22 protein-coding genes are annotated in these 23,785 nt (G+C 72.5%); 6 read left to right on the top strand and 16 right to left on the bottom strand.

Annotated elements, in window-relative coordinates; translation table 11 throughout:
• Window positions 1-26: 26 nt before the first annotated feature.
• The 4 genes from BMX97_RS25060 to BMX97_RS25075 all read right to left on the bottom strand — a co-directional run bounded on the left by BMX97_RS25060 (window position 27) and on the right by BMX97_RS25075 (window position 4,367).
• Window positions 27-914, bottom strand: coding sequence for a hypothetical protein (locus BMX97_RS25060; protein ID WP_091753924.1), 888 nt, complete (start codon window positions 912-914; stop codon window positions 27-29).
• A 182-nt stretch (window positions 915-1,096) separates the two neighbouring features.
• Complete coding sequence (locus tag BMX97_RS25065; RefSeq protein ID WP_091753925.1) at window positions 1,097-2,275, bottom strand: hypothetical protein; 1,179 nt, start codon at window positions 2,273-2,275, stop codon at window positions 1,097-1,099.
• 481 nt (window positions 2,276-2,756) lie between these two features.
• Window positions 2,757-3,218, bottom strand: a complete 462-nt coding sequence (locus tag BMX97_RS25070; protein WP_091753926.1) for a RidA family protein — start codon at window positions 3,216-3,218, stop codon at window positions 2,757-2,759.
• 12 nt (window positions 3,219-3,230) lie between these two features.
• Window positions 3,231-4,367 carry an amidohydrolase/deacetylase family metallohydrolase gene (locus BMX97_RS25075; protein ID WP_091753927.1) on the bottom strand — a complete coding sequence of 379 codons (1,137 nt, stop codon included), beginning with the start codon at window positions 4,365-4,367 and terminating at the stop codon, window positions 3,231-3,233.
• A 157-nt stretch (window positions 4,368-4,524) separates the two neighbouring features.
• On the opposite strand from BMX97_RS25075, the gene BMX97_RS25080 reads away from it, so the two are divergent.
• The 6 genes from BMX97_RS25080 (at window position 4,525) to BMX97_RS25105 (ending at window position 11,149) form a co-directional block, all read left to right on the top strand.
• On the top strand, window positions 4,525-6,090 hold the full coding sequence (locus BMX97_RS25080) for an ABC transporter substrate-binding protein (RefSeq protein WP_091753928.1): 1,566 nt from the start codon (window positions 4,525-4,527) through the stop codon (window positions 6,088-6,090).
• A 354-nt stretch (window positions 6,091-6,444) separates the two neighbouring features.
• Window positions 6,445-7,386, top strand: a complete 942-nt coding sequence (locus tag BMX97_RS25085) for an ABC transporter permease (protein ID WP_091753929.1) — start codon at window positions 6,445-6,447, stop codon at window positions 7,384-7,386.
• The gene (locus BMX97_RS25090) at window positions 7,383-8,264 is read left to right on the top strand and encodes an ABC transporter permease (protein ID WP_091753930.1); all 882 of its coding nucleotides are present in this window, start codon (window positions 7,383-7,385) and stop codon (window positions 8,262-8,264) included. Before BMX97_RS25085 ends, BMX97_RS25090 begins: the two co-directional genes overlap by 4 nt.
• A 1-nt stretch (window position 8,265) precedes the next feature.
• Window positions 8,266-9,267 (top strand): ABC transporter ATP-binding protein, encoded by a 1,002-nt coding sequence (locus BMX97_RS25095; RefSeq protein WP_091753931.1) that lies wholly within the window; start codon window positions 8,266-8,268, stop codon window positions 9,265-9,267.
• On the top strand, window positions 9,264-10,247 hold the full coding sequence (locus BMX97_RS25100; protein ID WP_244538638.1) for an ABC transporter ATP-binding protein: 984 nt from the start codon (window positions 9,264-9,266) through the stop codon (window positions 10,245-10,247). The genes BMX97_RS25095 and BMX97_RS25100 overlap by 4 nt, the downstream gene beginning before the upstream one ends.
• Entirely contained in the window at window positions 10,247-11,149 is a 903-nt protein-coding gene (locus BMX97_RS25105; RefSeq protein ID WP_091753933.1) for a MurR/RpiR family transcriptional regulator, read from the top strand. Before BMX97_RS25100 ends, BMX97_RS25105 begins: the two co-directional genes overlap by 1 nt.
• A gap of 21 nt (window positions 11,150-11,170) precedes the next feature.
• Here BMX97_RS25105 and BMX97_RS25110 read toward each other — a convergent pair whose 3' ends face one another.
• The 12 genes from BMX97_RS25110 to BMX97_RS25165 all read right to left on the bottom strand — a co-directional run bounded on the left by BMX97_RS25110 (window position 11,171) and on the right by BMX97_RS25165 (window position 23,383).
• On the bottom strand, window positions 11,171-11,464 hold the full coding sequence (locus BMX97_RS25110) for a hypothetical protein (protein WP_091753934.1): 294 nt from the start codon (window positions 11,462-11,464) through the stop codon (window positions 11,171-11,173).
• Window positions 11,461-11,718 (bottom strand): hypothetical protein, encoded by a 258-nt coding sequence (locus BMX97_RS25115; RefSeq protein WP_091753935.1) that lies wholly within the window; start codon window positions 11,716-11,718, stop codon window positions 11,461-11,463. The genes BMX97_RS25110 and BMX97_RS25115 overlap by 4 nt, the downstream gene beginning before the upstream one ends.
• A complete protein-coding gene (locus BMX97_RS25120) occupies window positions 11,715-13,679 on the bottom strand; it encodes a DUF4139 domain-containing protein (protein WP_244538639.1) in 1,965 nt (654 codons plus the stop codon). Before BMX97_RS25120 ends, BMX97_RS25115 begins: the two co-directional genes overlap by 4 nt.
• Window positions 13,680-13,772: 93 nt before the next feature.
• Window positions 13,773-14,492: a lysozyme inhibitor LprI family protein gene (locus tag BMX97_RS25125; protein ID WP_091753936.1), complete on the bottom strand. Its 720-nt coding sequence runs from the start codon at window positions 14,490-14,492 to the stop codon at window positions 13,773-13,775.
• Between the two features lie 71 nt (window positions 14,493-14,563).
• The gene (locus BMX97_RS25130) at window positions 14,564-14,770 is read right to left on the bottom strand and encodes a hypothetical protein (RefSeq protein WP_091753937.1); all 207 of its coding nucleotides are present in this window, start codon (window positions 14,768-14,770) and stop codon (window positions 14,564-14,566) included.
• A gap of 22 nt (window positions 14,771-14,792) precedes the next feature.
• Entirely contained in the window at window positions 14,793-15,578 is a 786-nt protein-coding gene (locus tag BMX97_RS25135; protein WP_091753938.1) for a hypothetical protein, read from the bottom strand.
• Window positions 15,579-15,624: 46 nt separating this feature from the next.
• Entirely contained in the window at window positions 15,625-16,941 is a 1,317-nt protein-coding gene (locus tag BMX97_RS25140) for a hypothetical protein (RefSeq protein ID WP_091753939.1), read from the bottom strand.
• Between the two features lie 9 nt (window positions 16,942-16,950).
• Window positions 16,951-18,378, bottom strand: a complete 1,428-nt coding sequence (locus tag BMX97_RS34260) for a peptidoglycan-binding domain-containing protein (RefSeq protein WP_280142815.1) — start codon at window positions 18,376-18,378, stop codon at window positions 16,951-16,953.
• On the bottom strand, window positions 18,375-19,745 hold the full coding sequence (locus BMX97_RS25150; protein WP_091753940.1) for a tetratricopeptide repeat protein: 1,371 nt from the start codon (window positions 19,743-19,745) through the stop codon (window positions 18,375-18,377). The genes BMX97_RS34260 and BMX97_RS25150 overlap by 4 nt, the downstream gene beginning before the upstream one ends.
• Window positions 19,746-19,773: 28 nt before the next feature.
• Entirely contained in the window at window positions 19,774-21,699 is a 1,926-nt protein-coding gene (locus BMX97_RS25155) for an AAA family ATPase (protein ID WP_091753941.1), read from the bottom strand.
• Window positions 21,700-21,799: 100 nt separating this feature from the next.
• Window positions 21,800-22,897 carry an AAA family ATPase gene (locus BMX97_RS25160; protein ID WP_091753942.1) on the bottom strand — a complete coding sequence of 366 codons (1,098 nt, stop codon included), beginning with the start codon at window positions 22,895-22,897 and terminating at the stop codon, window positions 21,800-21,802.
• A gap of 3 nt (window positions 22,898-22,900) precedes the next feature.
• The gene (locus tag BMX97_RS25165; RefSeq protein WP_244538641.1) at window positions 22,901-23,383 is read right to left on the bottom strand and encodes a hypothetical protein; all 483 of its coding nucleotides are present in this window, start codon (window positions 23,381-23,383) and stop codon (window positions 22,901-22,903) included.
• Between the last annotated feature and the right edge of the window lie 402 nt (window positions 23,384-23,785).

A 23,785-nucleotide genomic window follows, 5' to 3' on the forward strand; every position in this document is an offset into this window, starting at 1 on the left:
AAAAGCTCCAATCGTCCGGACCCCTATCAGAGTCCGAGATAGCCCGCGGCGTCTTGGACGATGGCGGCCACGGCGATCGCCGCCTTCGGCTTGCCGGCGACCGTCAGGCGGAGGCACCCGGCGGCATCGAAGGCCACCGTCGTCGTCGCCGCGCTCGCCGGGAGGTGGTAGGGCCAGATCCCGGCGACCGCGGCGCCGGCCCGGACGAGGGCTTGGCTCGCTGCATCGAAGGGCGCGTCCGAGCTCGCCGAGACCGCGAGGCCGGAGACGACGAGGAGCCCCGCCGTCATCCGCTCGAGCGTCCCGCCCGGGCCGAAGGCCGTGTCCCAGGTGACCGCGGCGTCCGGGTTCCACGGGGCCTTGCCGGGCATCCGGTAGGCCAGGGACAGGGCCGACGAGACGTACCAGTCGCCCGGCTGCGGCGCGAAGGCCAGGCCGTGATCCCAGGCCACTTTGGCCCGGACGGTGCCTCCGGCGAAGATCGCATCGGGGCCGCGCGGCGCGCCGCCGACGAGGCCCCAGTAGCCGGGTCCCGGCGCCGCGGCCTCCGCGAAGTCGAAGGTGAGGCCGGGGGCGGCGGCGAGCGCGCGGCTCAGCCCGGCCGCGCCCACGCTCCAGGTCGGCGGGGCCGTGCCCCAGGCCGCGAGGCGCGCCTGCGCCGCCGCGATCGGATCGAGCGGGCCGCCGCTCGGGACGAGCGCCCCGATGACCGCCGCATAGGCCGAGAAGAAGTCCGGCCCCGCGGGCGCGTAGACCGGGCCCGGTTGCGGAATCGCGTCGAACCAGGTCCAGAGCGCGGCGTCGTCGCCGGCGGCGAGGAGTGCGGCGGGCTGCAGGATCGCCGCGCCCGCGAGCCCGGAGGCCTGAAGCTCCCGGTCGACGAAGCGGCTCTGCAGGGTGTCGAAGCTGGACATGCCAAGGCCTCCGCGCGATCGCGGGACGGGGGCGGCCGCCCGGGCGAGGGGCGGCCGGATGGTGGAGATCCACCGGGGGAGGACGCGTCCTTCGTCCCGGGGACGCGCGCATGGAGAAAATGCGGCAAAATCGAAGACACGGGGCAGCGCCCGATCGCAGCGCGATCGGGCGCTGCTTCAGGTCAGGCGGCGAAGAACATCCGGTTCAGCGTCTTCGCGGCCTCGGCCTCGACGCCGAGATACTGGCCCGCCGACAGGACCTTGCCGCCGATCACCACCGGCACGCCGGCCTTGCTGGCGATCTTCACCACCATGTTGCCCGCGGTGTTGAAGCTGGCGTGGGTGGACGAGGTGCCGGAGCCGCCGCCGGTGTAGAACGGCCACATCCCGCTGCTGGAATTGCTGGTGATCTGGGTCTGCTCGTCCGACGAGTACGACGCCGACGAGGTGACGACGATCGTCATGCCGCTCACCACGATCAGGCTCGCCATGAAGCGCTGCATGTTGCCCTGGGGGCCGAAGGTGTTGGCCCAGTTGATCGGCTTGACCGGATCCCAGGGCGCGCCGCTCTGGTTGTGGAACGCCAGCCCCAGGGCCGAGGAGGTGTACCAGTCGCCGGGCGTCGGCGTGAAGGGCAGCACGTGATCGAAGGAGGCATCGAGGGCGACGCCGCCCGAGGCGAACTTCTCGCTGATGCTCGACTGCGAGGAGCTGCCGCTCCACAGCCCGAAGAAGCCCGAGTTGCTGCTCTGCGTCCAGCTCTTCGAGACGTCGCTGTTCCAGTTGGACGCGGCGATCGAGAAGGACCGGCTCGGCGCCTTCTGCAGGAGCTGCTTCAGCTTGCTGAAGCCCTGCGAGAAGTCGACCGACCCGGTGCCCACCGGCTTGTAGGGCGTGACGTTCATCTGGGCCGCGAAGACCGGGTCGAGCATGGCGGCGGCCAGCGCCGAAGCGCCCGAGACCGCGACCGAGCTGCAGGTGCCGTTGTAGAGCGCCCAGTTGCGGAAGGCGACCGCGCCCGGCTTCACGTCCTTGTCCTTCAGGGCCGCCTGGTAGGCCGCGAAGCATCCCGGGCCGATCGTGCTCTCGAAGCTGTTCGGCGCCGCCTTCAGCGCGGACATCACTGCCTGGTAGTTCGACAGGAACTGGTTCCCGCCCGACAGGGAGGTGTTCATGGTGAGCGAGAACGGCGGGATGCTGTTGAGGTAGGCCCACAGATCCTGGTCCGCGGAATCGCCGCCGACCAGCGGCGGAGACGGCTGGATTACCTGAATCGCATCGTCTGGTGAAAAGCCGAGGCCTTGCACGAGAGCATTGTAGAAACCAGCCTGCAGATCGACGAAATTCTGCGGTTGCGACATGGCTTACCTCGAAGGCATCGAGAGGATGCGCGGCTTCGGTGCGCCAAGAGGGATTACACCCTGAAGTGTGATTCTACAACCTAAAGTGAGAAAAACTTCGCGACGACATTGCGTGCCCGGCCGCGGAGATTATTTTGCCGGCATTGTGCACTGCGATAGCAAAACGATTACGCCAAGATCCCGACAGCAGAAAGAAATCGTGGATCGCAAAGCGGCGAGACAATGCGGTATCACTCGGGATTTGAAGAGGTATGAAATCTTGATTGATTGAATTTGGTGCGGATACGAGGCTATACACTGGCGATGTAAGCTGCGTCATCGGGCGGTGAAACGGTCGGAGGCCCGGAAGGGACCCGGGCCCGGCATCCCCTCCGCCGGCACCCCCGACCATGGCGGTGCCGGCCCGCCCGGCACCGCGGGCTTCCCCTGCCGCATGGCCCGAGGGGAAGCCCGGATCACCGGGGGGCGGACCTCCGCCGGATCAGGGCGCGATCTGGAGGATCGCCTCGACCTCGACCGTCATGGCGTTGGGCAGCGAGCCCATGCCGACCGCCGAGCGGGCGTGGCGGCCGGCCTCGCCGAGCACGTCGACCAGGAGGTCCGAGCAGCCGTTGATCACCTTCGGGTGGTCGGCGAAGTCGGGCTCGGCGTTGACCATGCCCAGGAGCTTCACCACCGCGGTGATCCGCGACAAGTCGCCGAGCGCCGCCTTGGCGACGGCGAGGAGCTGGAGGCCGGCGAGTTGCGCGTCGGCGTAGGCTTCCTCGATCGTGGCGTCGCGGCCGAGCCGCCCGCGGCGGTAGGTGCCGTCCGGGCGCTTGGGGCCCTGGCCCGAGAGGTAGAGGAGGTCGCCGACGATGCGGTAGGGCACGTAGTTGGCCACCGGCACCGGCACCTGGGGCAGGGTCAGGCCGAGCTCGGCGAGCTTCTGTTCGGGGGTCATGCGGGAATCCTCTCAGTTGGTGTGGAAGACGGCGCCGCCGATGATGGTGGCCTTGGCCGACAGGCGCCGCTCGCCGGCAAGGTGTGCTCCGGTCGAATCGACGTAGTCGAAGCGGCCCTCGTCGAGGGACAGGACCGAGGCGTCGCCGGCCGCACCCGTCCGGAACGTGCCGAGGTCGGGGCGGGTCAAGGCGCGAGCCGGGTTGTCGGTGGCGGCGCGGATCACCTCGACGAGCGGCATGCCGATGCAGAGGAACTTCGACATCGTGGTGAGGAGGTCGAAGGCCGGCCCCTCGATGCACAGCGTGTGCACGTCCGACGAGATGCAGTCGGGCGGGAAGCCGTTCTCCAGCATCGTGCGCCCGACCGAGAAGGCGAAGGAGCCCATGCCGTGGCCGATGTCGAACACGACGCCGCGGGCGCGGGCCTCCAGCACCTCGGGGCGCACGCGCCCGTCGGCGGTGACCGGGGTGTTCGGGAACGGCCGGAACGCGTGGGTCAGGATGTCGCCCGGGCGCAGCCGCTCCAGCACCTCGGCGAGCGTCGGCGGCGGCTCGTCGATATGGACCATCAGCATCATGCCGGCCGCGTCCGCGACCTGCCGGGCGATGTCGAGGGGCACGATGCCCGACGTGCCGCCGGCATTGCGGCCGACCCGGACCTTGAGGCCGCCGAGCACGTCGCGGTTGGCGAGCGCCACCTCGAGGGCGGCGGGCGCCGACAACAGCCGCTGGTCGCCGCTCTCGCCGACATTCACCCGCTTCGAGAAGGCGTAGATGCCGGCGAACGACACGCTCATCAGCGGGATGATGCGCACCGGCGAGGGCTCGACCACGTGGCGGCGAAAGCCCGCGAAGTTGCCGGGACCGGCGCTGCCGGTATCGACGAAGGTCGTGACCGCACCCGAGCGCGCGAGCGCCGGCGCGTCGACCCCGAGCGAGGTGCCGCCCCAGTAGACGTGGGTGTGCAGGTCGATGAGGCCCGGGGTGACGAGGCGACCGGCGCAATCGTGGACCGCCCGGGCCGAGGCGGAAAGCCCCTCGCCGACGGCCGCCACCTTGCCGTCCGCAAAGGCGACGTCGGCGACGCGGTCGATGGACTGGGACGGGTCGACGACGCGGCCGCCCGCGAGCACGAGATCGAAGGTCATGGAGTCCGCTGGCTGGCGAGGTTGCGAAAAAAATTTACACAACGACCGTAGTGGCCGCAACCGTAAACCGAGGGAACACCATCGTCGTGCGGAGCGGCGCTTGACGCCCAGTAAAAACGTGAAATAATTTTACAAAAGCGCCGTCCAGGAGACGTCCATGGCCCCCACCGACAGCCCGCGCGCCGGCCTGACCCGCCGCACCCTCGCGACCGGCCTCGCGCTCGCCCCCCTGGTGCCGGCCTCCGCCCTGGCGCAGGGCGGCGGCGCGGGCGGCATGGCCAGCGTCAACCTGGCGATGGTGGGCGAGCCGCAATCGCTCGACCCGATGGCCTCGACCGCCGACCTCGTCGGCACGATCATGCAGCACGTGTTCGAGCCGCTCTACACGTTCGACGCGAGCTGGACCGTCCAGCCGATGCTGGCCGCGGCGCTGCCGACGATCAGCCCGGACGGGAAGACCTACGCGATCCCGCTCCGCGAGGGCGTGCCGCTCCATAACGGCCGGGCGCTCGATTCCGAGGACGTCGTCGCCTCGCTCAAGCGCTGGATGGAGATGACGCCCCGCGGCAAGGGCATCGCGGCCGGGCTGACGAGCCTGACGGCGAAAGGCCCGCACGCGGTTGAGATCGTCCTCAAGGCGGTCAACCCGGCGCTGCTTGCTCACCTCGCCCTGCCGTCGGGCTTTGCCGCCATCATGGCCCGGGAGGCGATCGCCAACCCGCTCGCCGAGTTCGTCGGCACCGGCCCCTACCGGTTCAAGGAGCGCCGGCCCGACCAGTTCGTGGTGCTGACCCGCCACGAGGCTTACGCCGCCCGCAGCGAGGCCCCGAGCGGCTATGCCGGGCGGCGCACCGCGGCGATTCCCGAGTTGCGCTTCATCCCGGTGCCGAACGCCAACACCCGGGTCGAGGGCGTCGTCGCCGGCCAGTACCACTTCGCCGACCAGCTTCCCGTCGAGAGCAACGGGCGCATCGCCAAGGCGTCCGGCGTGAAGCCGGTGCTGACGATGCCGTTCGGCTTCCCCTACCTCGTGCTCAACACCCGGCAGGGTCCTTGCGCCGACCAGACGGTGCGCCAGGCGCTCCAGATGGCGCTCAGCGACACCGAGCTCCTGATGGCGGCCTTCGGCGAAGACAAGTTCTTCGAGGCGACGGGCAGCCATTTCCCGAAGGGATCGCCCTTCCACTCCACCGCCGGCACGCAGGCCTACGACAAGGGCGACGACAAGGGCGCCAAGGCCCTGCTGGCGAAAGCGAACTACGACGGCACGCCGATCCGCATCCTCAACTCGAAGCAGTACGACTTCCACAACCGCATCGCGCTCGTCATGGCCGAGGCGCTGCGCGCCGCCGGCTTCAAGGTGACCCTCGACGTGGTCGACTGGGCGACGCTCGTCTCCCGGCGCGGCGATCCGGCCTTGTGGGACGTCTACGTCACCCACTCGGCCTTCCTGCCCGAACCCATGCTGACGCCGCCCCAGCTCGGCGACGGCGCGCCGGGCTGGTGGGACACGCCGGCGAAGAAGGCGGCCTTGTCGGCTTTCAACGCCGAGACCGATCCGGGGAAGCGCGGCGCCCTGTGGGGCCCGGTGCAGGAGGCGATCTATCGGGAAGTACCCTACATCCGCGTCGGCAACTTCGCGGCCCTGTCCGGCCTCTCGGGCAAGCTGAAGGGTTTCGCGCCGATGCCGTGGCCGGCCTTCTGGAACGTCGAGGCGGCGTGAGGCGGCAAGAGCCCGCTCCGTCAAGCCGAGATCGCGGAAGCGGCGCCGGGAATCGCGATGGACATGATCAACTCCGTCGATCGGGCACGGAAGGACGACGACTCTGCGACGGAGCTGTCCGGCTTCGTCGTCGTCCCCTCCCACCCGCGACCTCATCCTGAGGTGTCAGTCCATCGCAGAGGGACTGACCTCGAAGGAGGGCTCCAGATGCCCCCGAGATCGCTGGATCCCTCCTTCGAGGCCCACGATGTGGGCACCTCGGGATGAGGTCGCGGCTGGAAAGAGCCGGATCACGGCGGGTCTCCCGTCGGTGTCGTGTCCCGTATCGGTCGGATCAAAAGAGGCGCCAGCCCGATGTGGATCTCTCTCGCCCGCCGGCTCGGCGGCCTCCTGGTGGTGCTGTTCCTGGTCGCCACCATGGTGTTCTTCCTCACCCGCCTCGCCCCCGGCGACCCGGCGGCGATCATGCTGGGCGACCAAGCCTCGCCCGAGGACGTCGCGCGGCTGCGCGCCACGTTCGGGCTCGACCGGCCGCTCCTCGTCCAGTTCGTGCTCTGGCTGAAGGAGATCGCCACCGGCAATTTCGGCCGCTCGATCTTCCTGCAGCAGCCGGTGACCACGGTCCTGTGGGACCGGGCCGAGCCGACCTTCTTCCTCGCCCTGTTCTCGGTCTCCATCGCCGCCCTCGTCGGCGTGCCGGCCGGCATCGTCTCGGCGGTGTGGCGGGGGCGGATCGTCGACCAGACGGTGAGCGGGCTGGCCCTGCTCGCCGCCAACGTGCCGAGCTTCTGGCTCGGCCTGATCCTGATCCAGCTCTTCGCCGTGCGCCTCGGCTGGTTCCCGGTGGCCGGCTACGGCGCGCCCGGCGCGAGCCTGGGCGAGCGGCTGGAGCACCTAGTGCTGCCCTCGATCGTCCTCGGCATCGTCAACTCGGCGCTGATCACCCGCTTCACCCGCGCCTCGATGCTCGACGTGCTGTCGAACGACTACGTCCGCACCGCCCGCTCCAAGGGCCTGCCGGAGAGCCGGGTCGTGCTGCGCCACGCCTTCGGGACGGCGCTGGTGCCGATCGTCACCGTGCTCGGCCTCACGGTGGCGCTGCTCATCGGCGGGGCCATCGTCACCGAGACGGTGTTCGGCCTGCCCGGGATCGGCAACCTCGTGGTCTCGGCGGTGCTGCGGCGCGACTATCCCGTCATCCAGGGCGCGCTCGTGATGGTGGCCGGCCTCTACGTCCTCATCAACCTCGCGGTCGACCTGATCTACCGCCTCGTCGATCCCCGGGTGACCGCATGACCAGCCCCGCGACCGTGCAGGGGGCGGCGTTCCGATCCGCCCCCGCGATGCTGTTCCTGCGCCGCCTGTTTCGGCGCAAGCTCGTCCTCGCCGCCGCCCTGGTGCTGCTCGCGATCGTCGTGGTGGCGCTCGCCGCCCCCTGGATCTCGCCGTTCGATCCCGGCGCGATGCGGGTGGTGCGCCGCCTGCGCCCGCCCTCGCCCGAACACTGGCTCGGCACCGACGAACTCGGCCGCGACGTGTTCTCGCGGGTCGTCTACGGCGCCCGGGCCTCTCTGGGGATCGGCTTTTCGGTAGTGCTCGCCTCCTGCCTCACCGGCACCCTGTTCGGGATCCTCGCCGGCTACGACCGTCGGCTCGACGGGCCGATCATGCGGGTGGTCGATGCCCTGATGGCGCTGCCCGACATCCTGCTCGCCATCTTCCTCGTCGCGGTGCTGGGGGCCTCCGCCGGCAACGTCGTGCTGGCGCTCGCCATCGTCTACACGCCGCGGGTGGTGCGGGTGGTGCGGGCCTCGACGCTGGTGGTGCGCGAACTGCCCTTCGTCGAGGCGGCCCGCGCGCTCGGGGTCGGCACGCCCCGCATCCTGACCGTGCACATCCTCCTGAACGTCGCCTCGCCGATCCTGATCCAGGCGACCTTCATCTTCGCCTACGCGGTCCTGGCGGAGGCCGGCCTGTCGTTCCTCGGCGCGGGCGTCCCGCCGGAGATCCCGACCTGGGGCACGATGATCGCGTCGGGCCAGCAATACGCCGACCGGGCCTTCTGGACCGTGCTCTATCCGGGACTGGCCATCGTGCTCTCGGCCCTGTCGCTCCAGATCCTCGGCGACGGCCTGCGCGACATGCTCGACCCGAAGCTGCGCAAGGCGCTGTGAGATGACGCAGGCTCTCCTCTCGATCGAGGACCTGGAGGTCCGCTTCCGGACGGAGGACGGCGAGGTCGCCCCCGTCACCGGCGTCGACCTCCGCGTCGCCCCCGGCGAGACCGTCGCGCTCGTCGGCGAATCCGGCTCCGGCAAGTCGGTGTCGAGCCTCGCCGTGATGGGGCTCCTGCCGCGCCCGGCCGGCCGCGTCGCGCGCGGGCGCATCCTGTACCGGACCAAGGCCGGCGAGACGGTCGACCTCGCTGCGGCCTCGCCCGACCGGGTGCGGCGCCTGCGCGGCGCCGAGATCGCCATGATCTTCCAGGAGCCGATGACGAGCCTCAACCCGGTGCTGACCGCCGGCGAGCAGATCGCCGAATCGGCGCGGCTCCACCTCGGGCTCGACCGGCGGGCCGCCCTGCGCCGCGCCCAGGAGATGCTGGAATTGGTCGAGATTCCGGCCGCGGCCAAGCGCCTGCACGACTATCCGCACCAGATGTCGGGCGGCATGCGCCAGCGGGTGATGATCGCGCTCGCCATGGCGTGCAACCCGCGCCTCCTCATCGCCGATGAGCCGACGACCGCCCTCGACGTGACGATCCAGGCCCAGATCCTGTCGCTGATCGACCGGCTGCGGCGCGAGACCGGGATGGGCGTCCTGTTCATCACCCACAATCTCGGCGTGGTGGCGGAGGTCGCCGACCGGGTGGCGGTGATGTATGCCGGCCGCATCGTCGAGACCGGGCCGGTCGGCGACCTGTTCCGCCATCCGCGCCACCCCTACACGGCGGGGCTGCTCGATTCGCTGCCGGCGCGGGCGACCCGCGGCCCGGACGGGCGCCGGCACGTCCGCTCGATTCCCGGCTCCCTCGGGCAGGCCGCCGCGATCCGCGACGCTTGCGCCTTCTCGCCCCGCTGCGACAGGGTGCGGGAGGAATGCCGCACCACGCCGCCGCCGCTCGAGGCGATTGCCCCCGGGCGCGCCGCCCGCTGCTTGTTCTGGAGGGAGATGTGAGCCGTTCGACCGCTCCGATCGACCCGATTCTCGCGGTGCAGGGTCTCACCAAGCGCTTCGGCCGCCCGCCGGCCCAGGTCCGGGCGGTGGAGGACGTGAGCTTCACGGTCGCCCCCGGCGAGGTCGTCGGGCTGGTCGGCGAATCGGGCTCGGGCAAGTCGACGATCGGGCGGCTGGCGCTCCGCCTGGTCGATCCGACCGGCGGCACGATCCGCTTCGAGGGCGAGGACGTCTCGGCCCTGCCCGAGCGGCGCCTGAAGCCCCTGCGGCGCCGGGCGCAGATGATCTTCCAGGACCCCTATGCCAGCCTCAACCCGCGGCTGCGGGTCTCCGGCATCCTGGGCGAGGCGCTCGATGCCCACGGCCTCGCCCGGGGCCGGCGCCGGGAGCGCATGGCTGAGCTCCTCGACCTCGTCGGCCTGCCCCCCGAGCATCTCGACCGCTTCCCGCACGAGTTCTCCGGTGGCCAGCGCCAGCGCATCGGCATCGCCCGGGCGCTCGCCGTCGAGCCGAGGCTGATCGTCGCCGACGAGCCGGTCTCGGCCCTCGACGTCTCGGTGCAGGCGCAGGTGCTCAACCTGCTCCAGGACCTCAGGGCCCGGCTCGGGCTGGCGATGCTGTTCATCTCGCACGACCTCGACGTGGTCGAACTCCTCTGCGACCGGGTGGTGGTGCTCTATCTCGGCCGGGTCATGGAGATCGGGCCGACCGCCGAGGTGGTCGCGCGTCCGCGCCACCCCTACACGCGGGCGCTGCTCGCCGCCTCGCCGAAGGCCGATCCCGATGCGCCGCGCATCGCGCGCCTCCTCACGGGCGACATCCCGAGCCCGCTCGCGCCGCCGTCGGGCTGCGTCTTCCGCACCCGCTGCCCGCTCGCCGTCGAGGCCTGCGCGCAAGCCGTGCCGCCGATGCGCGAGGCCGGGGACGGGCACCGGTTCGCCTGCCTGCGCGACGCCTCCGAGATGCGGGAGGCGGCCTGATGGCGGAGGGTGCGGACGCCGGGTCGTCCTCCGACCTGCTGCGCAACCTGCGCGACACGCTCGCGAGCCTGCCCGAGACGCAGGCCCGGATCGCCCGGATGATCGTCGCCGACCCCGCCTGGGTGGTCCAGACCGGGGTCGAGCTCCTGGCCGAGCGGGCCGGGGTGAGCGCGCCGACCATCGTGCGCTTCGCCCGCGCGGTCGGCTGCGAGGGCGTGCGCGACATGAAGCTGAAGCTCGCCGGCTCGCTGGCGCTCGGCACCCCCTACGTCCACCGCAGCGTCCGGCCGACCGACGCCCCCGGCGAGGTGGTGCGCAACGTCGTCGGCAGCGTGACCTCAATGCTGGCCGAGTGGCAGTCGAGCATCGATCCCGACCGGATCGAGGCGGCGGTGGCGGCGATCCGCGCGGCCGGGCGCGTCGACACCGCCGGCACCGGCGCGACCTCGCACTTCCTCGCCCACGACCTCCACGCCCGCCTGTTCCGTCTCGGCATCCCGTCGAACTCGTTCTCCGACGCGCATCTCCAGCTCACCGCGGCGTCCTGCCTGGGCGAAGGCGACGTGCTGGTGGCGATCTCCTTCGTCGGGCGGATGCCGGCGCTCCTGCGCACCGTCGCGGTCGCCTGCCGGGCCGGGGCCACGGTGGTGGCCATCACCCGCACCGGCACGCCGCTCGCCCGCGCCGCCGACATCCTTCTGGCCGTCGACGTGCCGGGGGACGCGACGATGCGGGTCGGGACCGACGCCACCATCGCGCAGATCATCGTGATCGAGATCCTGAGCGTGCGGCTCGGCCTCGCCCTCGGCGACGGGGCGGCGCCCCGCCTCGCGGCCATCCACGACCTCCTCCAGAGCGAGCAGCTCGACGGCGACGACGCGCCGGACCCCGCCCGGGAATGAGGCGCCGGCGCCCCGGCGCCCTCACGGATGGCGGCGCCAGCCCGGATCCGCGCGCTTCCTGCGCGCGATCGTCATCAGCTCGCCGCGCACCCGCTCCGTCGCGGCGAAGGGGATGTCGAAGTCGAGGCTGTGACCGATCAGGCCGTGGACGTACGGGTCGTCCGGATCGTCGACGCCGCTGTCGATGAAATCGAGCACCCAGGCGTGGATCGCGTCATGGTCGGCGGGATCGGGATCGTCCTGGACGACGAACCCGCCGAGGTCCCTCCACTCGCGCTCCAGGAAGGCCCTGTCCCGTTCGGTGATCGGCGTCATCGACCGGGCGCTCCGGCGGTCGAACGCGCGTCTTCCTCCAGCATCGCCCGCAGCAGGTCCCCCCGGGCGAGGCCGCGCTCGACCGCGATCCGGTCGACGAGGCGCCGGGCCCGCCGGGCCGGGGACCGGTCCGCCGACAGGAAGACGTCGAGGTCCCGGCCCAGGCGATAACCGACGGCGCCGCTGCCGAGGGCGACGGCGACCAGGATCCCGAGCTTGAGGCCGATCGAGCCCATCGCGAGAAGCGCCGTCATGGCCGGGGCTCGCGTCCCGACAGCTCCGCGATCAGCGCGCGGACCCGCGCCTCCTGGGTCCCGAGACGCGCCCGCGCCTCGTCCTGCGTCGTGCCGAGCCTGGCGAGCGCGTCCTCCTGGGTTCCCATCTGGGCGAGGTAGCGCCGGGCGAGCTCGCTGTCCTTCGGGACGACGCCGAGGTTGCCGCGGATGCGCTCCTGCTCGGTCGCGATCGTCGCGATGCGCTCGCCGATCTCGGCGATCTCGCGCGTCGCCGCCTGGCTGTCGGCGCGGGCCCGGGACAGGGCCTTGAGGCCGTTCGCCAGGGCCGGGTCGTCGGCCAGCGCGCTCCAGCTCACCAGCATCCCGGCCTCGGCCTCGGCGAGGGCGTAGGTGTCGGTCTGGACGCGCTCCAGCACCGCCCGGGCCTCGGCCGTGCCCGCGGCGGCCACATCGAGCGTCAGCCGGTAGGCGGCCGCGGTCTCGCCGTCGCGCGCCGGGGACGAGAAGGTCCAGCCGTCGCGGCGCGGATGCTCGATGACGACGGTGCGCGCCGCGTCGGGCGCGCCCTTCACGGTGTAGACCGTCTCCTCGCGGGTGCGCGCGGTCGCCCGCAGCGCGCCGTCGACGACCGCGATCCGGGTCAGCACGTCGGCGGGCTTCGCTTCGGCCCGGACGGCGACCTTGCGGTCGGCCGCGAAGGCGGCGAAGCGTTGCTCGCCGGCCGGCGTCACGGGCAGCCGCGCATCGCCGACATAGCCGAGCGCGCGATCGTAGACGGTGAGGATGCCCGGCGGCAGCGTCGTGCCGGTGCCGTTGCGCAGCATCAGGGCGGCGACCGGGTGGAGGCCCTGCCCGGGTTTCCACAGCGCGATCCGCGCCGCCTCGATCTCGGTGTCGAGGATCGGCACCGACAGCGTGCGGCCGACCCCGAGATCGACCGGGTGGGGCAGCCGGAACGTCGCCACCACGTCGCCCTCCGTGGGCTGCGCCGCCACCGCCGCCGGGGCGGCCTCGTAGCGGGCGTCGGCAGACCGCCTCATGCGCTCCATCGGCGCCGGCATCGGCGGGGCTGCCGGACGTGCGGCGAGCGTGCCGGCATCGAGGTCGGGCAGGCCGAGATCCTCGACCGGCACCGGCGCGTCCGCGCGCCGGCGCCAGGTGCGCCGGTGCAGGCGCGGCTGCAGCGTCACCGGCGCACCGGACGACAGGGTGACGTCCACCCCCTTCCAGTCCTCGCCGAGCGCGTTCTCGATGATCGCCCAGGCCTGCAGGTTCGCCCGGCCGTCGCCGTGATCGACGATGCGGTAGCTGGTCTTCCAGACCGGGGCGGCGACCACGTAGGTCAGGCGCACCTCGCGCGCGCCGGTGCCCGACAGGGCGATCTCCACCCGCCGCGCCCCGCTCGCCTTGGCCCGGCCGGCCACGTCGACGACCTCGGCGATCCGCGCGGCCATCGCGGGGTCGCGGATCGTCACCGTCAGGCCGTCGTCGACCCGCACCGATTCGAGGGCGCCGGACCCGGTCAGGAGCGACAGGACCCTCACCGTCCCGGTCTCGGCGCCGGCTTCGCGCTCGGACAGACCGAGCACCCGGCCCTCGAGCACCCGCCCGCCGCTCTCGACCCGGACCTCGACGCCCTGGAGCTTGCCGGCGAGCTGGGCGGAGGACGAGAGGTCGTCCGCCGTGAAGGGCACGCCGCGCAGGACCTCCTCGACCTGGTCCTCGCCGTCGAGCCGCATCGCGCCCACCCTGCCGCCCGGATCCCGCACCACGAGGCTCTTGAGGATGTCGTCGATCTGGTCGGCCCTGACGTCGAGGGCGATCGTGGCGTCGCCGTCCACGCTACCGGCGAGGGTGACCTCGGCGAGCCCGCCGCTCGAGAGCGTGACCTCGCGGACGAGGCCCGAGGCCGCCATCAGGGGCGGCGCCGCGGCGATCATGAGCAGGAGCGTGCCGGCCAGCAGCAGCTGATGTGTCACGGAAAATCCTCCTTCTGGTCGGTCGGGGCGGGCCGCCGCTTGCCAACGAGAATGGCGGCGCATCGGGGCATCTGTCGGGCGGAAGGGCGATCCTCAGCGGGCCGGCGCCGCCGCGGGCTCGACGAAGAAGTAGGTGCCGTCGACCGAGCCGTTGAGCCCGCAGTAATCCGCCGTTCCCTCCGCCTCGCCCTTCCCCGGAACGCTCCCGAGCTTGAGCGTCTCGCCGTCGCGGGCAAGCGTGAGGGCGGATCCGTCCTCCCCCAGGGAGACGGTGAGAAGAGCGCCCGTGGCCGTCGCCGTGCCCTTGCCTTTCCCCTTGCCCTGCGCCCCGCAGGTCCAGCGGGCGGTGATCGGCTCGTTGGCGTCGACCTTGACGGCGAACTCGCCCCCGGGCCCCGGCGTGACCGTCGCGGTGCCGAAGAGGTTGCTCCAGGTCCCGGCGAGGCGTCCCGGCGGCGGGACGCGCAGGTTGCGCAGGAAGGCGATACGGTCCTCGATCTCGCCGAGCAGCAGGGCGGCCGGGTCCTTGTCGCCGGTGGAGAAGACGCGCTCGCGCGCGGCGAGGAAGCGCTTCTCGTCCACGAGGAGCAGCGCCGCCGCCTCGGGCGCCAGGGTCCGGCGGGCCTCCTGGTAGGCGGCCGACAGGGCGGCGTCGGCCCTGGCCAGCGACGGGCTGGCGCAGATCGTCCGCTCGACCCGCGAGGCGGCCTTCGCGCACTCGAAGGACGGCGGCGCGGCCAGGGCCGGGAATGCCGCGAGGATCGCCCCGGCGAGAAGGATCCGCGGGGCGATCGTCCTGTCCAGCGCCTGCATGGTCGTCCGGTCTCCGTGAGGGTGAAGTGGGATGGATCGCCCCCGCCGCGTCGCCCGGGGCCCGGCTCGCGTCAGAGCCAGCGGGCGGCGGCCCAGACGCACACGGCCAGGATCAGGCCGTACTTCGCCGTCTCCAGCGCGATCGCGATTAGGAGAGGCCCGGCGGGCATGTGCGATTTGTCCGTGATGACGAGGCGCGCCATGAGGCCGATCCAGGTGGTGACCAGGACGACGCAGATCGCGGTGAGCACGATCGTCTTGGTATCCGTCGGGATCATCGCAACGAGGCTCCGGGATGCGTCAGAGCTGGCGCTGGGCCGGCGGGCGCGGGGGACGGGCGGGGGCGACCTCCTGCGGGACCTCCTGGCGGGCCGGCGGCGCGGAATCGGGCGTGGAGGACGCGCTGGCCTTCGGGAGCGGGACGGCGGGCGCCGGCCGGCTTCCGGGCGTCGCATCGCGGGCCGCCTCGCGCAGGAAATCCTCGGCGGTCGCCGCCCGACCCTCCGGGACGCGGACCGTGCCCTGCGCGGGGGCGACGCCCGGGGCGGGGGCCGCCCGCGCCGTCGCGGCGTCCTGCCCGGTGTCGCGCCGCGCCGGGGCTTGCGACACCGCGGGGGCTTCTCGCGGGACCTCGCGGCGCGCGGGCGCCGGCACCGTGATCCGGAACAGGTAGGAAACCGTCGTCCCGTCGCCGAAGGTCACGTCGACCGACAGCGTGTCGAGGCCGGAGAAATCCGGGCGCGGCGTGTAGTACAGCGCCATCGCGTCCTTCCTCGCCGCCTCGCAGCCGTCGGCGCTGCGTGCCGAGCGGCCGTCGTCGCCGACGATCGAGCCGAGGATCCGGTTTTCCCGCCGCTGCTCCAGGCGGCCGCCGCGCGGGGGAGCGACGAGCTCGACCAGGGCGGCCTGCGAGCGGCAACCCTGCGTCGCGAAGTAGTGGCTGAAGGCGTCGAGGAAGGTCCGCTCGCCCGGGCGCGCGGTCTTGTCCTGTGTCTCGGCGAGCGCCGGGAGCCCGGCCCCCAAGAGGCCGAGGCCGGCGAGCGCCGCGAGCGTGCGGGTGCGATGCGTCCGGGTGCGATGTTGCATGGTGACCTCCGCCGATCGGAACGGGACGGGATTGCGCGCGGGCCGCTCAGCCGGGGCTCGAGCGCGTCAGGACCGGCCGGCTGCCGTCGGTGCGAAAGCGGGCCGAGTAGGGCGTGTTGGCGCTCTGCGCCGTGCAGGTGACGACGACGGGGCCGCCCATCGGGTTCGGCATCTCGCAGACGCCCTTGGCCTTCACGAGGTGGCTCCGGCCGGCCTCCGAGTAGCGCAGCTGGTCGATCGGCTGGCGCAGGGTGCCGTTCTCGACCCAGCCCTTGGCCGAGGCCAGGAACATGACGGTGCGGGCATCCCCCGTGCCGAAGGTGAACATCGCCTGGGCCGAGCCGGCGGTGGATTCGTTGCTCGCCGTCGGCGCGCAGGCCGCGCCCATGTCCTCGCCGTCGATCACCAGCGCCTCGCAGCGGCCCCGGAAGGTCAGCGTCAGCACCGTGCCGGGCGCGGGCGCCTCCGTCCCGGCGGCGTCGCGGGCGGGAGAGGGAGAGGGCGAGGGAGGCGGCGAGGCGGGCGGCGCGGCGCCCCCGGCGCTCCGCTTCCAGTCGCCGCGGGATTGCCCCGCCTGCCAGACGCAGAAGCGCGTCTGGGCATTCTCCCAGCACGGGCCGTTCTGCGTGGCCGGGCCGAGGGCGAAGGTCGGATCCATGTCCTGGTATTGCTCGTTCCAGAACACCCAGGCCCGGCCGGGCTCCTGGCCCTTGCGGTCGAGCCGCGCGAGGATGTCGGGCTTGCCGCTCACCCGCGCCCGCACCGCGAACCCGCCCTGGCCGCCCTCCGGGACGAGCATGCAGAACCCGTCGAGGCGGACCTTGCCCTCGACCTCGAGGTAGCAGTCGGCCGGGCGCAGGCGGGCGGGTTGGGGGCCGGCCGGCTGCGGCGCGGCGGGTTGCGCCGCACCCGGGCCGGCGAAGCCGGGGCGGCCCTCGCCGATCTTCCAGGCGCAGGCCCGGATGCGCTCGCCGCGCCAGCAGGCGCCCTGGGCGGTGACGACCTCGGAGGGCCCGTCCTCCGGGTCGCCGCCCGGCGACTGGTTCCAGGTCGCCATGCCGCCCCCGGGCCCCGACACCGTGACGACGGCCCCGTAACGCGCGGACGCGACGTCGGGGCTGCCGAGGCGAAAGCCCCCGACCCCGTAGCGCACCGGGTCGGTGATGAACTCGCACAGGCCGTCGGCCAGGACCTTGCCGTCGGCCTCGACGTAGCAGTCGACCTTGCGGGTCTTCGTCGGCGTCTGCGCCTGCGCGGCCGGCGGCGCCGGGAGCCCTGCGAGGAAGCCCGCGAGCACGACGCCCGCGAGGAAGCCGGGGAGGCGCCGGGACCGCACCCGGCCGGATCGAGGGTCGAGAGCCACTCCGGTCTCCTATGGGTTGCCGAGGAGGTCGCCGGCCGCCTGGAGGGTGCGGTCGTTGCGCTGGTCGACGATGCGGCCGCGATAGAGCTTGCGGGCCGCCAGACGCTGCTGCAGGGCGGCCCAGTAGCCGGCGCCCCACTTGTCGTTCTCGAGGTTCGGCAGGATGTCCTTGGCCTTGAGCTCGAGGGCGCGGACGGTCATGTCCGCCGCCTTGGCCGGGTCGCGCGGGAGGTCGGCGCCGCCGATGTCGTACAGGAAGGCCGCCGCGACCGCGGCCGGGCCGAACTCCTTCTCCCGGGCGAGGCGTTCGAGGTACCGGCTGGCCAGGCGCCCGTCCGGGGCGACCTGCCCGGCATTCTTGTTCATCGGCGAGACCAGGCTCGCGTAGAGGAACTGGGCGACCGCGAACCCCTTCTCGGCGAAGTCGCGCAGCGTCGCGGCGTCGGCGGCGTTCGTGGGCGCGCTCTTGTACAGGGCCGTCAACGCGTCGACGCTCGGGGCGGGCTCCGAGGCGGGCGGCGCCGGGTTCTTGCCCTCGCCCCCGGCGGCTCCGCCCGGGGGAGCCGCGCCGCCTGCCGGGGCGCTGCCGCCCGCCGGCGCGGCCTTGCCGGACAGGGCCCGGACCGCCGCGATCGTCTGCGGCGAGGCCGTGCCGTCGATCGGCCCGGCATAGAAGCCGCGGCGCGTCAGGTTGCGCTGGATCGCCGAGACGAGGTCGGGCGGCCGACGGCCCAGCCCGTCGGTGAGGTCGGTCGCCGCCGCCCGCACCCCGGCCGCCACCGTCTCCATGTAGGTGTCGGCGGCCTTCTGGGGATCGCGCGGGACGCCGCTCTCGGGCGTGACGTAGCAGCCGGCGAGCCGGTAGAGCGCCGGCCAGAACCCGGCGTAGCCGGCCCGGGCCACGGCCGGGTTGGCGTGGAGCGCGAGCCCGTAGCGGCAGCCGCGCTTCGCGTCGTAATGCCCGTGGGCCGGGTCGAGCAGCAATTCGGTCATGCCGCGCTGGGCGCCCGGATAGCCGAGATCCGCCGTCCGCTGGTAGTAGCCCAGCGCCTTGTCGACGTCGGGCTTGACCGGGCTCTTCGGGTAGACCGACGCCATGTCGGGATCGTGGAGCACGCCCATGAAGGAGCGGGCGGCGATCTCGCCCGCCTCGGCCGCCGCCTTCAGCTTGTCGAACGCCGCCTTGTCGCCGTCCTTCCCGGCCTTCTCGAGGAGATCGGCGTAGAGCTTCTCGCTCTCCTTGCTGTCGGCCGGCTTGCCCCATTCGGCGCCGGTTCCCACCAGGGCGAGCGCGAGGCCGGCGGCGAGCGCCACCGCGGCCTGAGGCAGGACGAGCCAGGCGAGGCGATAGCGCGCGTGCCCGTACCACAGCACCGCATGGGCACCGAGCCGGTCGACGCCGCTCACGGCGATGGCTCTGGCTGAGGCCTCGGTCATGACTTGGCTTTCATGTAGGCGAGCAGGGCCGTGACGACGCTGGCATTGCGCTTGTTCTCGACCGGCAGGGTGTAGAAGCCGCGGGCCGTCAGCTCGGCCTGGATCGCCCCCCAGAACGGGCCGCTGAAATTGCCCGCCTCGGGATAGAGCAGCCAGAACGTGGCCTGGTCGTCCTTGAGGTCGATCGCCCGCATGATGAGCGCGGCGGCCTTCTTCGGATCCTTGGCGACGTTGCCCCAGCCCGAATCGTAGATCGCCGCGGCCTCGCCCGCCGACTTGCCGTGGCCGGCGGCGGCGGCCCGCTCGTAGTAGGAGACGGCGCGCTGCGCGTCCGGCGCGAAGGACTGCCCCTTGTTCAGGACCGGGTTGAACAGCTGCCCGCAGGCCGCGAGCGCGTCGACGTCGCCGGCCTCGGCCCGCATCGTGAGGCGCTCCCGCGCCCGGGCGTCGGTCCAGGCCGCCCGGATCAGCGCGGTCATCTCCGGGGCCGGCTCCTTCGCCTCGGCCTTGCGCGGCTCGGGCCGCGGGGTCGCCACGGTGTCGGCGATCCCCGCCGAGACCTGGAGGGCGGTGACGAGGGCGGGGTTCGCCTTGCCGTCCACCGGGCCGACATAGCGCCCGGTCTTGGCGTAGTGCCGCTGCAGGCCCGCGATCAGGGCCGGGTCCTGCAGGCCGAGATTGCTGATGAAGGCGGTCATCGTCGGGGCGTGCCTGCGCCACAGCACGCCGGTGACGAGTTCGCCGGCCCGGATCGGATCCTGCTTCAGTCCGCTCCCGGGCCGGACGTAGCAATGGGCGAGCTTGACCGCGAGCGCCTCCTCGCCGGTGATCGTCTTATCCAGGGTCTCGGGGGCGTCGATCCAGGCCTGGGCGAGGCGGCAGCCGCGCCGGAGGTCGCCGTTCGGGTTGCCCGGGTCGAGCAGCACGTCGGCGAGCCGCGTCATCGCCAGCAGGTCGCCCGCGGCGGCCCCGGGCCCGTAGAGCGCGGCGGCCCGGGAGAAGTCGTTGGGCGTGGTCTTCTTCGGGAGAAGCCCGGCGACCAGCGGGTCGTAGAGCGTCCCGAGCCGGGTCGAGGCGTCGATCTGGCCGCGTGTCGCGAGCGCGGTCAGCTCGTCGAGGGCCTTGCGGTCGCCCTGCTTGCCGGCCCGGTCGCGCAAGGACGAGATCTCGGCGACCCGCGCCTTCGAGGCGGTGGCCGGCCGCCCCCATTCCCCGCCCGCGGCGACGGCCAGGCACAGGCCCGCCACCGCCACGGTCGCCGCCTGCGGCAGGGCGAACCAGGCCAGCCTGTAGCCGGCCTCGCCGTACCAGAGCCGGCCATGCGCGGCGGCGAGCGACCGCCCGCGTCCCGATCCCGTGCGATCCATGGTGCGATCCGAGGTTCGATTCACGGGCTCAGGCCGCGGCACCGAGGGCCCGCTCGACGTCGGCGAGCTCGAACTGGCCGTGATCGCCGAGCGGGTCGGCGGCGAGCCGCAGGGCCTGGGCCTCGCGCAACCGCTCGAGCAGGGTCCGCATCTCGCGGGCATTGGCCCAGTCGTGGCGGCGGGCGCGGGCCTCGATCCACGGGATCAGCAGCTTCTCGAAGCGCGGCGGCAGCCGGAAGGACTGGCGCGCCGCCATCAGGCGCAGGATCTCGACGAGGTCGTAGGGGTCGTAAGGCGGGAATTCGACGGTGCGGGTGAAGCGGCCGGCGAGCCCCGGATTGGTGTCGATGAACCGGGCCATGTCGTCGGTATAGCCGGCGACGATCACGACGATCCGGTCGCGGTTGTCCTCCATGAATTTCAGGAGGGTATCGATCGCCTCCTTGCCGAAGTCGTTGGCCCCGCCGCCGGCGAGCGTGTAGGCCTCGTCGATGAACAGGATGCCGTCGAGGGCTTCCTTGCAGCGCTCGAGCGTCCGCGCCGCGGTCTGGCCGACATAGCCCGCCACGAGACCCGCCCGGTCGACCTCGACGACGTGGCCCTTGCGCAGCACCCCGAGCGTCCGGAAGATGTCGCCCATGATCCGGGCGACCTCGGTCTTGCCGACGCCCGGGGGGCCGGTGAACACCATGTGCTGGCTCACCGCGCCGACCTCGACGCCCTCGGCGCGCCGTTTGGCGTCGACCATCACCCGCGCCACCACGGTCTTCACCTGTTGCTTGACCGGGGCAAGCCCGATCATCGCGTCGAGGCGGGCGATGACCTTGCGGGCCTCGTCGAGGTCGATGGCGCCGCCGGTCGGCCGGCCGAGCGCCGCGGCGATGTCGGAAGGCTCGATGCGGCCGATGTCGCCGCCCGGCTGCGCGGCGAGCCGCAGGGCTTGCGCCTGGCGGGCCTTCTCCAGGACGGTGCGCATCTCGCGGGCATTGGCCCAGTCCTCGGCGCGGGAGCGGGCGGCGACGTAAGACGCCAGATCGCGCTCGAACCCGTCGGGCAGGACGAAGCCCTGGGCCTTCGCCATGCGCCGGAGGATCTCGGCGAGGTCGGGCGCGCCGTAGGGCGGGAACTCGATCGTCTTGGTGAAGCGGCTCGCGAGCCCCGGATTGGTGTCGACGAACCGCCGCATGTCGTTGGTGTAGCCGGCGACGATCACGATGATCCGGTCGCGGTTGTCCTCCATGAACTTCAGCAGCGTGTCGATCGCCTCCTTGCCGAAGTCGCCGCCCCCGCTGCCGCCGGCGAGCGTGTAGGCCTCGTCGATGAACAGGATGCCGTCGAGCGCTTCCCGGCAGCGCTCCAGGGTCTTGATCGCGGTCTGGCCGGCATAGCCCGCCACCAGGCCTGCCCGGTCGACCTCGACGACGTGGCCCTTGCGCAGCACCCTGAGCGCCTTGAACACGTGGCCGAGGATGCGGGCGACCTCGGTCTTGCCGACGCCGGGGGGCCCGGTGAACACCATGTGCTGGCTCATCGCGGCGACCGGCAGGTTCTGGGCGCGGCGCTGCTGCTCGACCTGCATCCGGGCGATGACGCCCTTCACCTCGAGCTTGACCGGTTCGAGGCCGACCATGCCCTCCAGCGTCGCCAGTGCGGTGGCCAGCCTATCGCGCTTCTCGGCGGCCGCACCGTCGTCCTCGAACCGGATCGGCCGGATCCGGCGGGCGGCGCGGGACGCGGCCATCGTGCGCCGCATCCCCTCGATCCGCGCCGGGATGTAGCTCGCCGCCAGCAGGCAAAGGACGAGGCCGCCAAGGATCAGGCCGTTGCGGAGCGTCGCCCCGGGCGAGGCGGCAAGCCCCCCGAGGAGGTCGGGCCGCAGGGCAAGCAGCGCGCCCGTCGCGCCCAGCACGATGACGAGGAAGACGGCCGCGGGATGCTTGTCGAGGCGTTCCATGGGGTGTCGCGGACCTTCGAGGGGGCGGGCCGATCGCCCGCGCGGCCATGCCCTCGCGGGCGGCGCGCGGATCTCGGGCGGGCGGGGCTGCGTGGCGTGATCAGGCGTCCTCGCCGGCCGCCCGGAGCAGGTCGACGATCTCGATGCGGCGGTGGTCGCCGCCCTCGCGGGCGGCCCGGGCGGCCTGCGCCTCGCGGGCCTTCTCCAGCAGGGTGCGCATCTCGCGGGCGTTCGACCAGTCGTCGGCCCGGGCGCGCTGGGCGAGCCAGGGCGTGAGGCGCGCCTCGAACCCGTCCGGCAGGGTGAATTGCTGGCGCGCCGCCATCCGGCGCAGGATCTCGCAGAGGTCCTTCGGGCTGTAGGGCGGGAACTCGATCGTCTTGGTGAAGCGGCCGGCGAGCCCCGGATTGGTGTCGACGAACCGGCGCATGTCGTTGGTGTAGCCGGCGACGATCACGATGATCCGGTCGCGGTTGTCCTCCATGAACTTCAGGAGCGTGTCGATCGCCTCCTTGCCGAAGTCGTTGCCCCCGCTGCCGCCGGCGAGCGTGTAGGCCTCGTCGATGAACAGGATGCCGTCGAGCGCCTCGCGGCACTTCTCCAGGGTCTTGGCGGCGGTCTGGCCGACATAGCCCGCCACCAGCCCGGCCCGGTCGACCTCGACGAGGTGGCCGCGGCGCAGGACCTCGAGGGAGCGAAAGATCTCGCCGATCGCCCTCGCGACCTCGGTCTTGCCGACGCCGGGGGGGCCGGTGAAGATCATGTGCTGGCTGATCGCGGCGACCGGCAGCCCCTCGGCGCGCCGCCGCTGCTCCAGTTCGAGCCGGGCGATGAGCGCGTTCACCTCGCGCTTGACCGGCGCGAGCCCGACCATGTCCTCGAGCGTCGCGATCACGGCCTCGGGGGAGCGGGCCTCGACGACCCGGCGCGGGGCGAGGATCAGGCGCGGCAGGCCGAGGAGGCCGGCCGGCGGCTGGCCGAGCGCCGCCTCCGCGCGCCGGGCCGCGAGCGTGGTGACGAAGAGCCCGAGGGCCGCCATGACGGCGACCGCGACGCCGATGGCGGCGCGCCAGCGCAGCTCGGTCGAGGCCGCGTTCCACCACGCGGCGGGGCCGTACTCGGTGCTGAGCAGGAGCGGCGTCAGGACCGCGACGACGAGCCCCGAGACGACGAACGGAACGATGGCCGATTTCGACACCGGTCAGGCTCCGCAGGGCTTGCTGGTGTCCCAGATCACCGGGATGCGCTTGACCGCCTCGGTGGTGTCGACGGTGAGGCCCGGGCTGAGCTGGACGAACACGTCCTTGGCTGCGCCCTCGATCACAATCTCGCCCTTGCCGGCCTCGTAGGGGCCGGGGAACGGCACCGCGACGACGATCGGCCCGTCCGCGACCGTGAAGGCCGGCGACAGGTAGTTGCCGGCCCGGATCCGCACCATGCCGCCGCCCTTCGGCGTCGTCCTCGACAGGCGCATGCTGGCGAGCGGCGCCCGGCAGGCCTTCGCCTCCTCGACGACCTTGTCCTTCTCCTCCGGCGCGACCGTCCCGCTCGCCTTGTCGATGTCGCTCGCCTTCACCAGGGTCAGGGCCGGCCGCTCGACGGTGCCGGTCTTCTCGGCCCCGCCGAGGAGCAGCGTCCCGGCGACGACGCCCGCCGCCACCACGCCGCCCAACGCCGCGATCACGCCGGGCGAGACCGCCGATCTGGGCGGAGCGGCGGCTGGCGGCGGCACCGCCGCGCCGGGATTTCCGGCGCGCGCCTCTGTTTGGCGCTCAAGAATTGCGCGCTCGTTATCCGACATTCGCCGCACCCCCGAAAACCGTCATCGTAATTGCGACGTAGCCCCGGCGCTTCCGGCCGATGGAGCCACGACGATCAGATTGAAATTGTTCGAAAGGCGGGTCCGATGTCCTATCGCGACCCTGTGAGAGGTTTCTAGACAGGCCCCGAAAACCGGTCTACTAGTGCATATGTCCTATGAGGCATCGGACGACCCTTGGGGTACGTGCCTTTGCGACGGGCGCCCGGCCTGCAGGCTCGCAGGCCCGGCCCGGCACCGTGGAGGGCGGCTCGCATGAAGGTTTCG

The sequence above is a fragment of the Methylobacterium sp. ap11 genome, from assembly GCF_900110515.1.
In the GTDB taxonomy this organism is placed as follows: domain Bacteria; phylum Pseudomonadota; class Alphaproteobacteria; order Rhizobiales; family Beijerinckiaceae; genus Methylobacterium; species Methylobacterium ajmalii.

Coding starts and splice junctions, on each gene's coding strand:
- BMX97_RS25135 (WP_091753938.1), bottom strand. CDS start 15,578: ATGCAACATCGCACCCGGACGCATCGCACCCGCACGCTCGCGGCGCTC.
- BMX97_RS25095 (WP_091753931.1), top strand. CDS start 8,266: ATGACGCAGGCTCTCCTCTCGATCGAGGACCTGGAGGTCCGCTTCCGG.
- BMX97_RS25085 (WP_091753929.1), top strand. CDS start 6,445: ATGTGGATCTCTCTCGCCCGCCGGCTCGGCGGCCTCCTGGTGGTGCTG.
- BMX97_RS25110 (WP_091753934.1), bottom strand. CDS start 11,464: ATGACGCCGATCACCGAACGGGACAGGGCCTTCCTGGAGCGCGAGTGG.
- BMX97_RS25065 (WP_091753925.1), bottom strand. CDS start 2,275: ATGTCGCAACCGCAGAATTTCGTCGATCTGCAGGCTGGTTTCTACAAT.
- BMX97_RS25130 (WP_091753937.1), bottom strand. CDS start 14,770: ATGATCCCGACGGATACCAAGACGATCGTGCTCACCGCGATCTGCGTC.
- BMX97_RS25060 (WP_091753924.1), bottom strand. CDS start 914: ATGTCCAGCTTCGACACCCTGCAGAGCCGCTTCGTCGACCGGGAGCTT.
- BMX97_RS25105 (WP_091753933.1), top strand. CDS start 10,247: ATGGCGGAGGGTGCGGACGCCGGGTCGTCCTCCGACCTGCTGCGCAAC.
- BMX97_RS25155 (WP_091753941.1), bottom strand. CDS start 21,699: ATGGAACGCCTCGACAAGCATCCCGCGGCCGTCTTCCTCGTCATCGTG.
- BMX97_RS25075 (WP_091753927.1), bottom strand. CDS start 4,367: ATGACCTTCGATCTCGTGCTCGCGGGCGGCCGCGTCGTCGACCCGTCC.
- BMX97_RS25150 (WP_091753940.1), bottom strand. CDS start 19,745: ATGGATCGCACGGGATCGGGACGCGGGCGGTCGCTCGCCGCCGCGCAT.
- BMX97_RS25115 (WP_091753935.1), bottom strand. CDS start 11,718: ATGACGGCGCTTCTCGCGATGGGCTCGATCGGCCTCAAGCTCGGGATC.
- BMX97_RS25125 (WP_091753936.1), bottom strand. CDS start 14,492: ATGCAGGCGCTGGACAGGACGATCGCCCCGCGGATCCTTCTCGCCGGG.
- BMX97_RS25080 (WP_091753928.1), top strand. CDS start 4,525: ATGGCCCCCACCGACAGCCCGCGCGCCGGCCTGACCCGCCGCACCCTC.
- BMX97_RS34260 (WP_280142815.1), bottom strand. CDS start 18,378: ATGACCGAGGCCTCAGCCAGAGCCATCGCCGTGAGCGGCGTCGACCGG.
- BMX97_RS25090 (WP_091753930.1), top strand. CDS start 7,383: ATGACCAGCCCCGCGACCGTGCAGGGGGCGGCGTTCCGATCCGCCCCC.
- BMX97_RS25070 (WP_091753926.1), bottom strand. CDS start 3,218: ATGACCCCCGAACAGAAGCTCGCCGAGCTCGGCCTGACCCTGCCCCAG.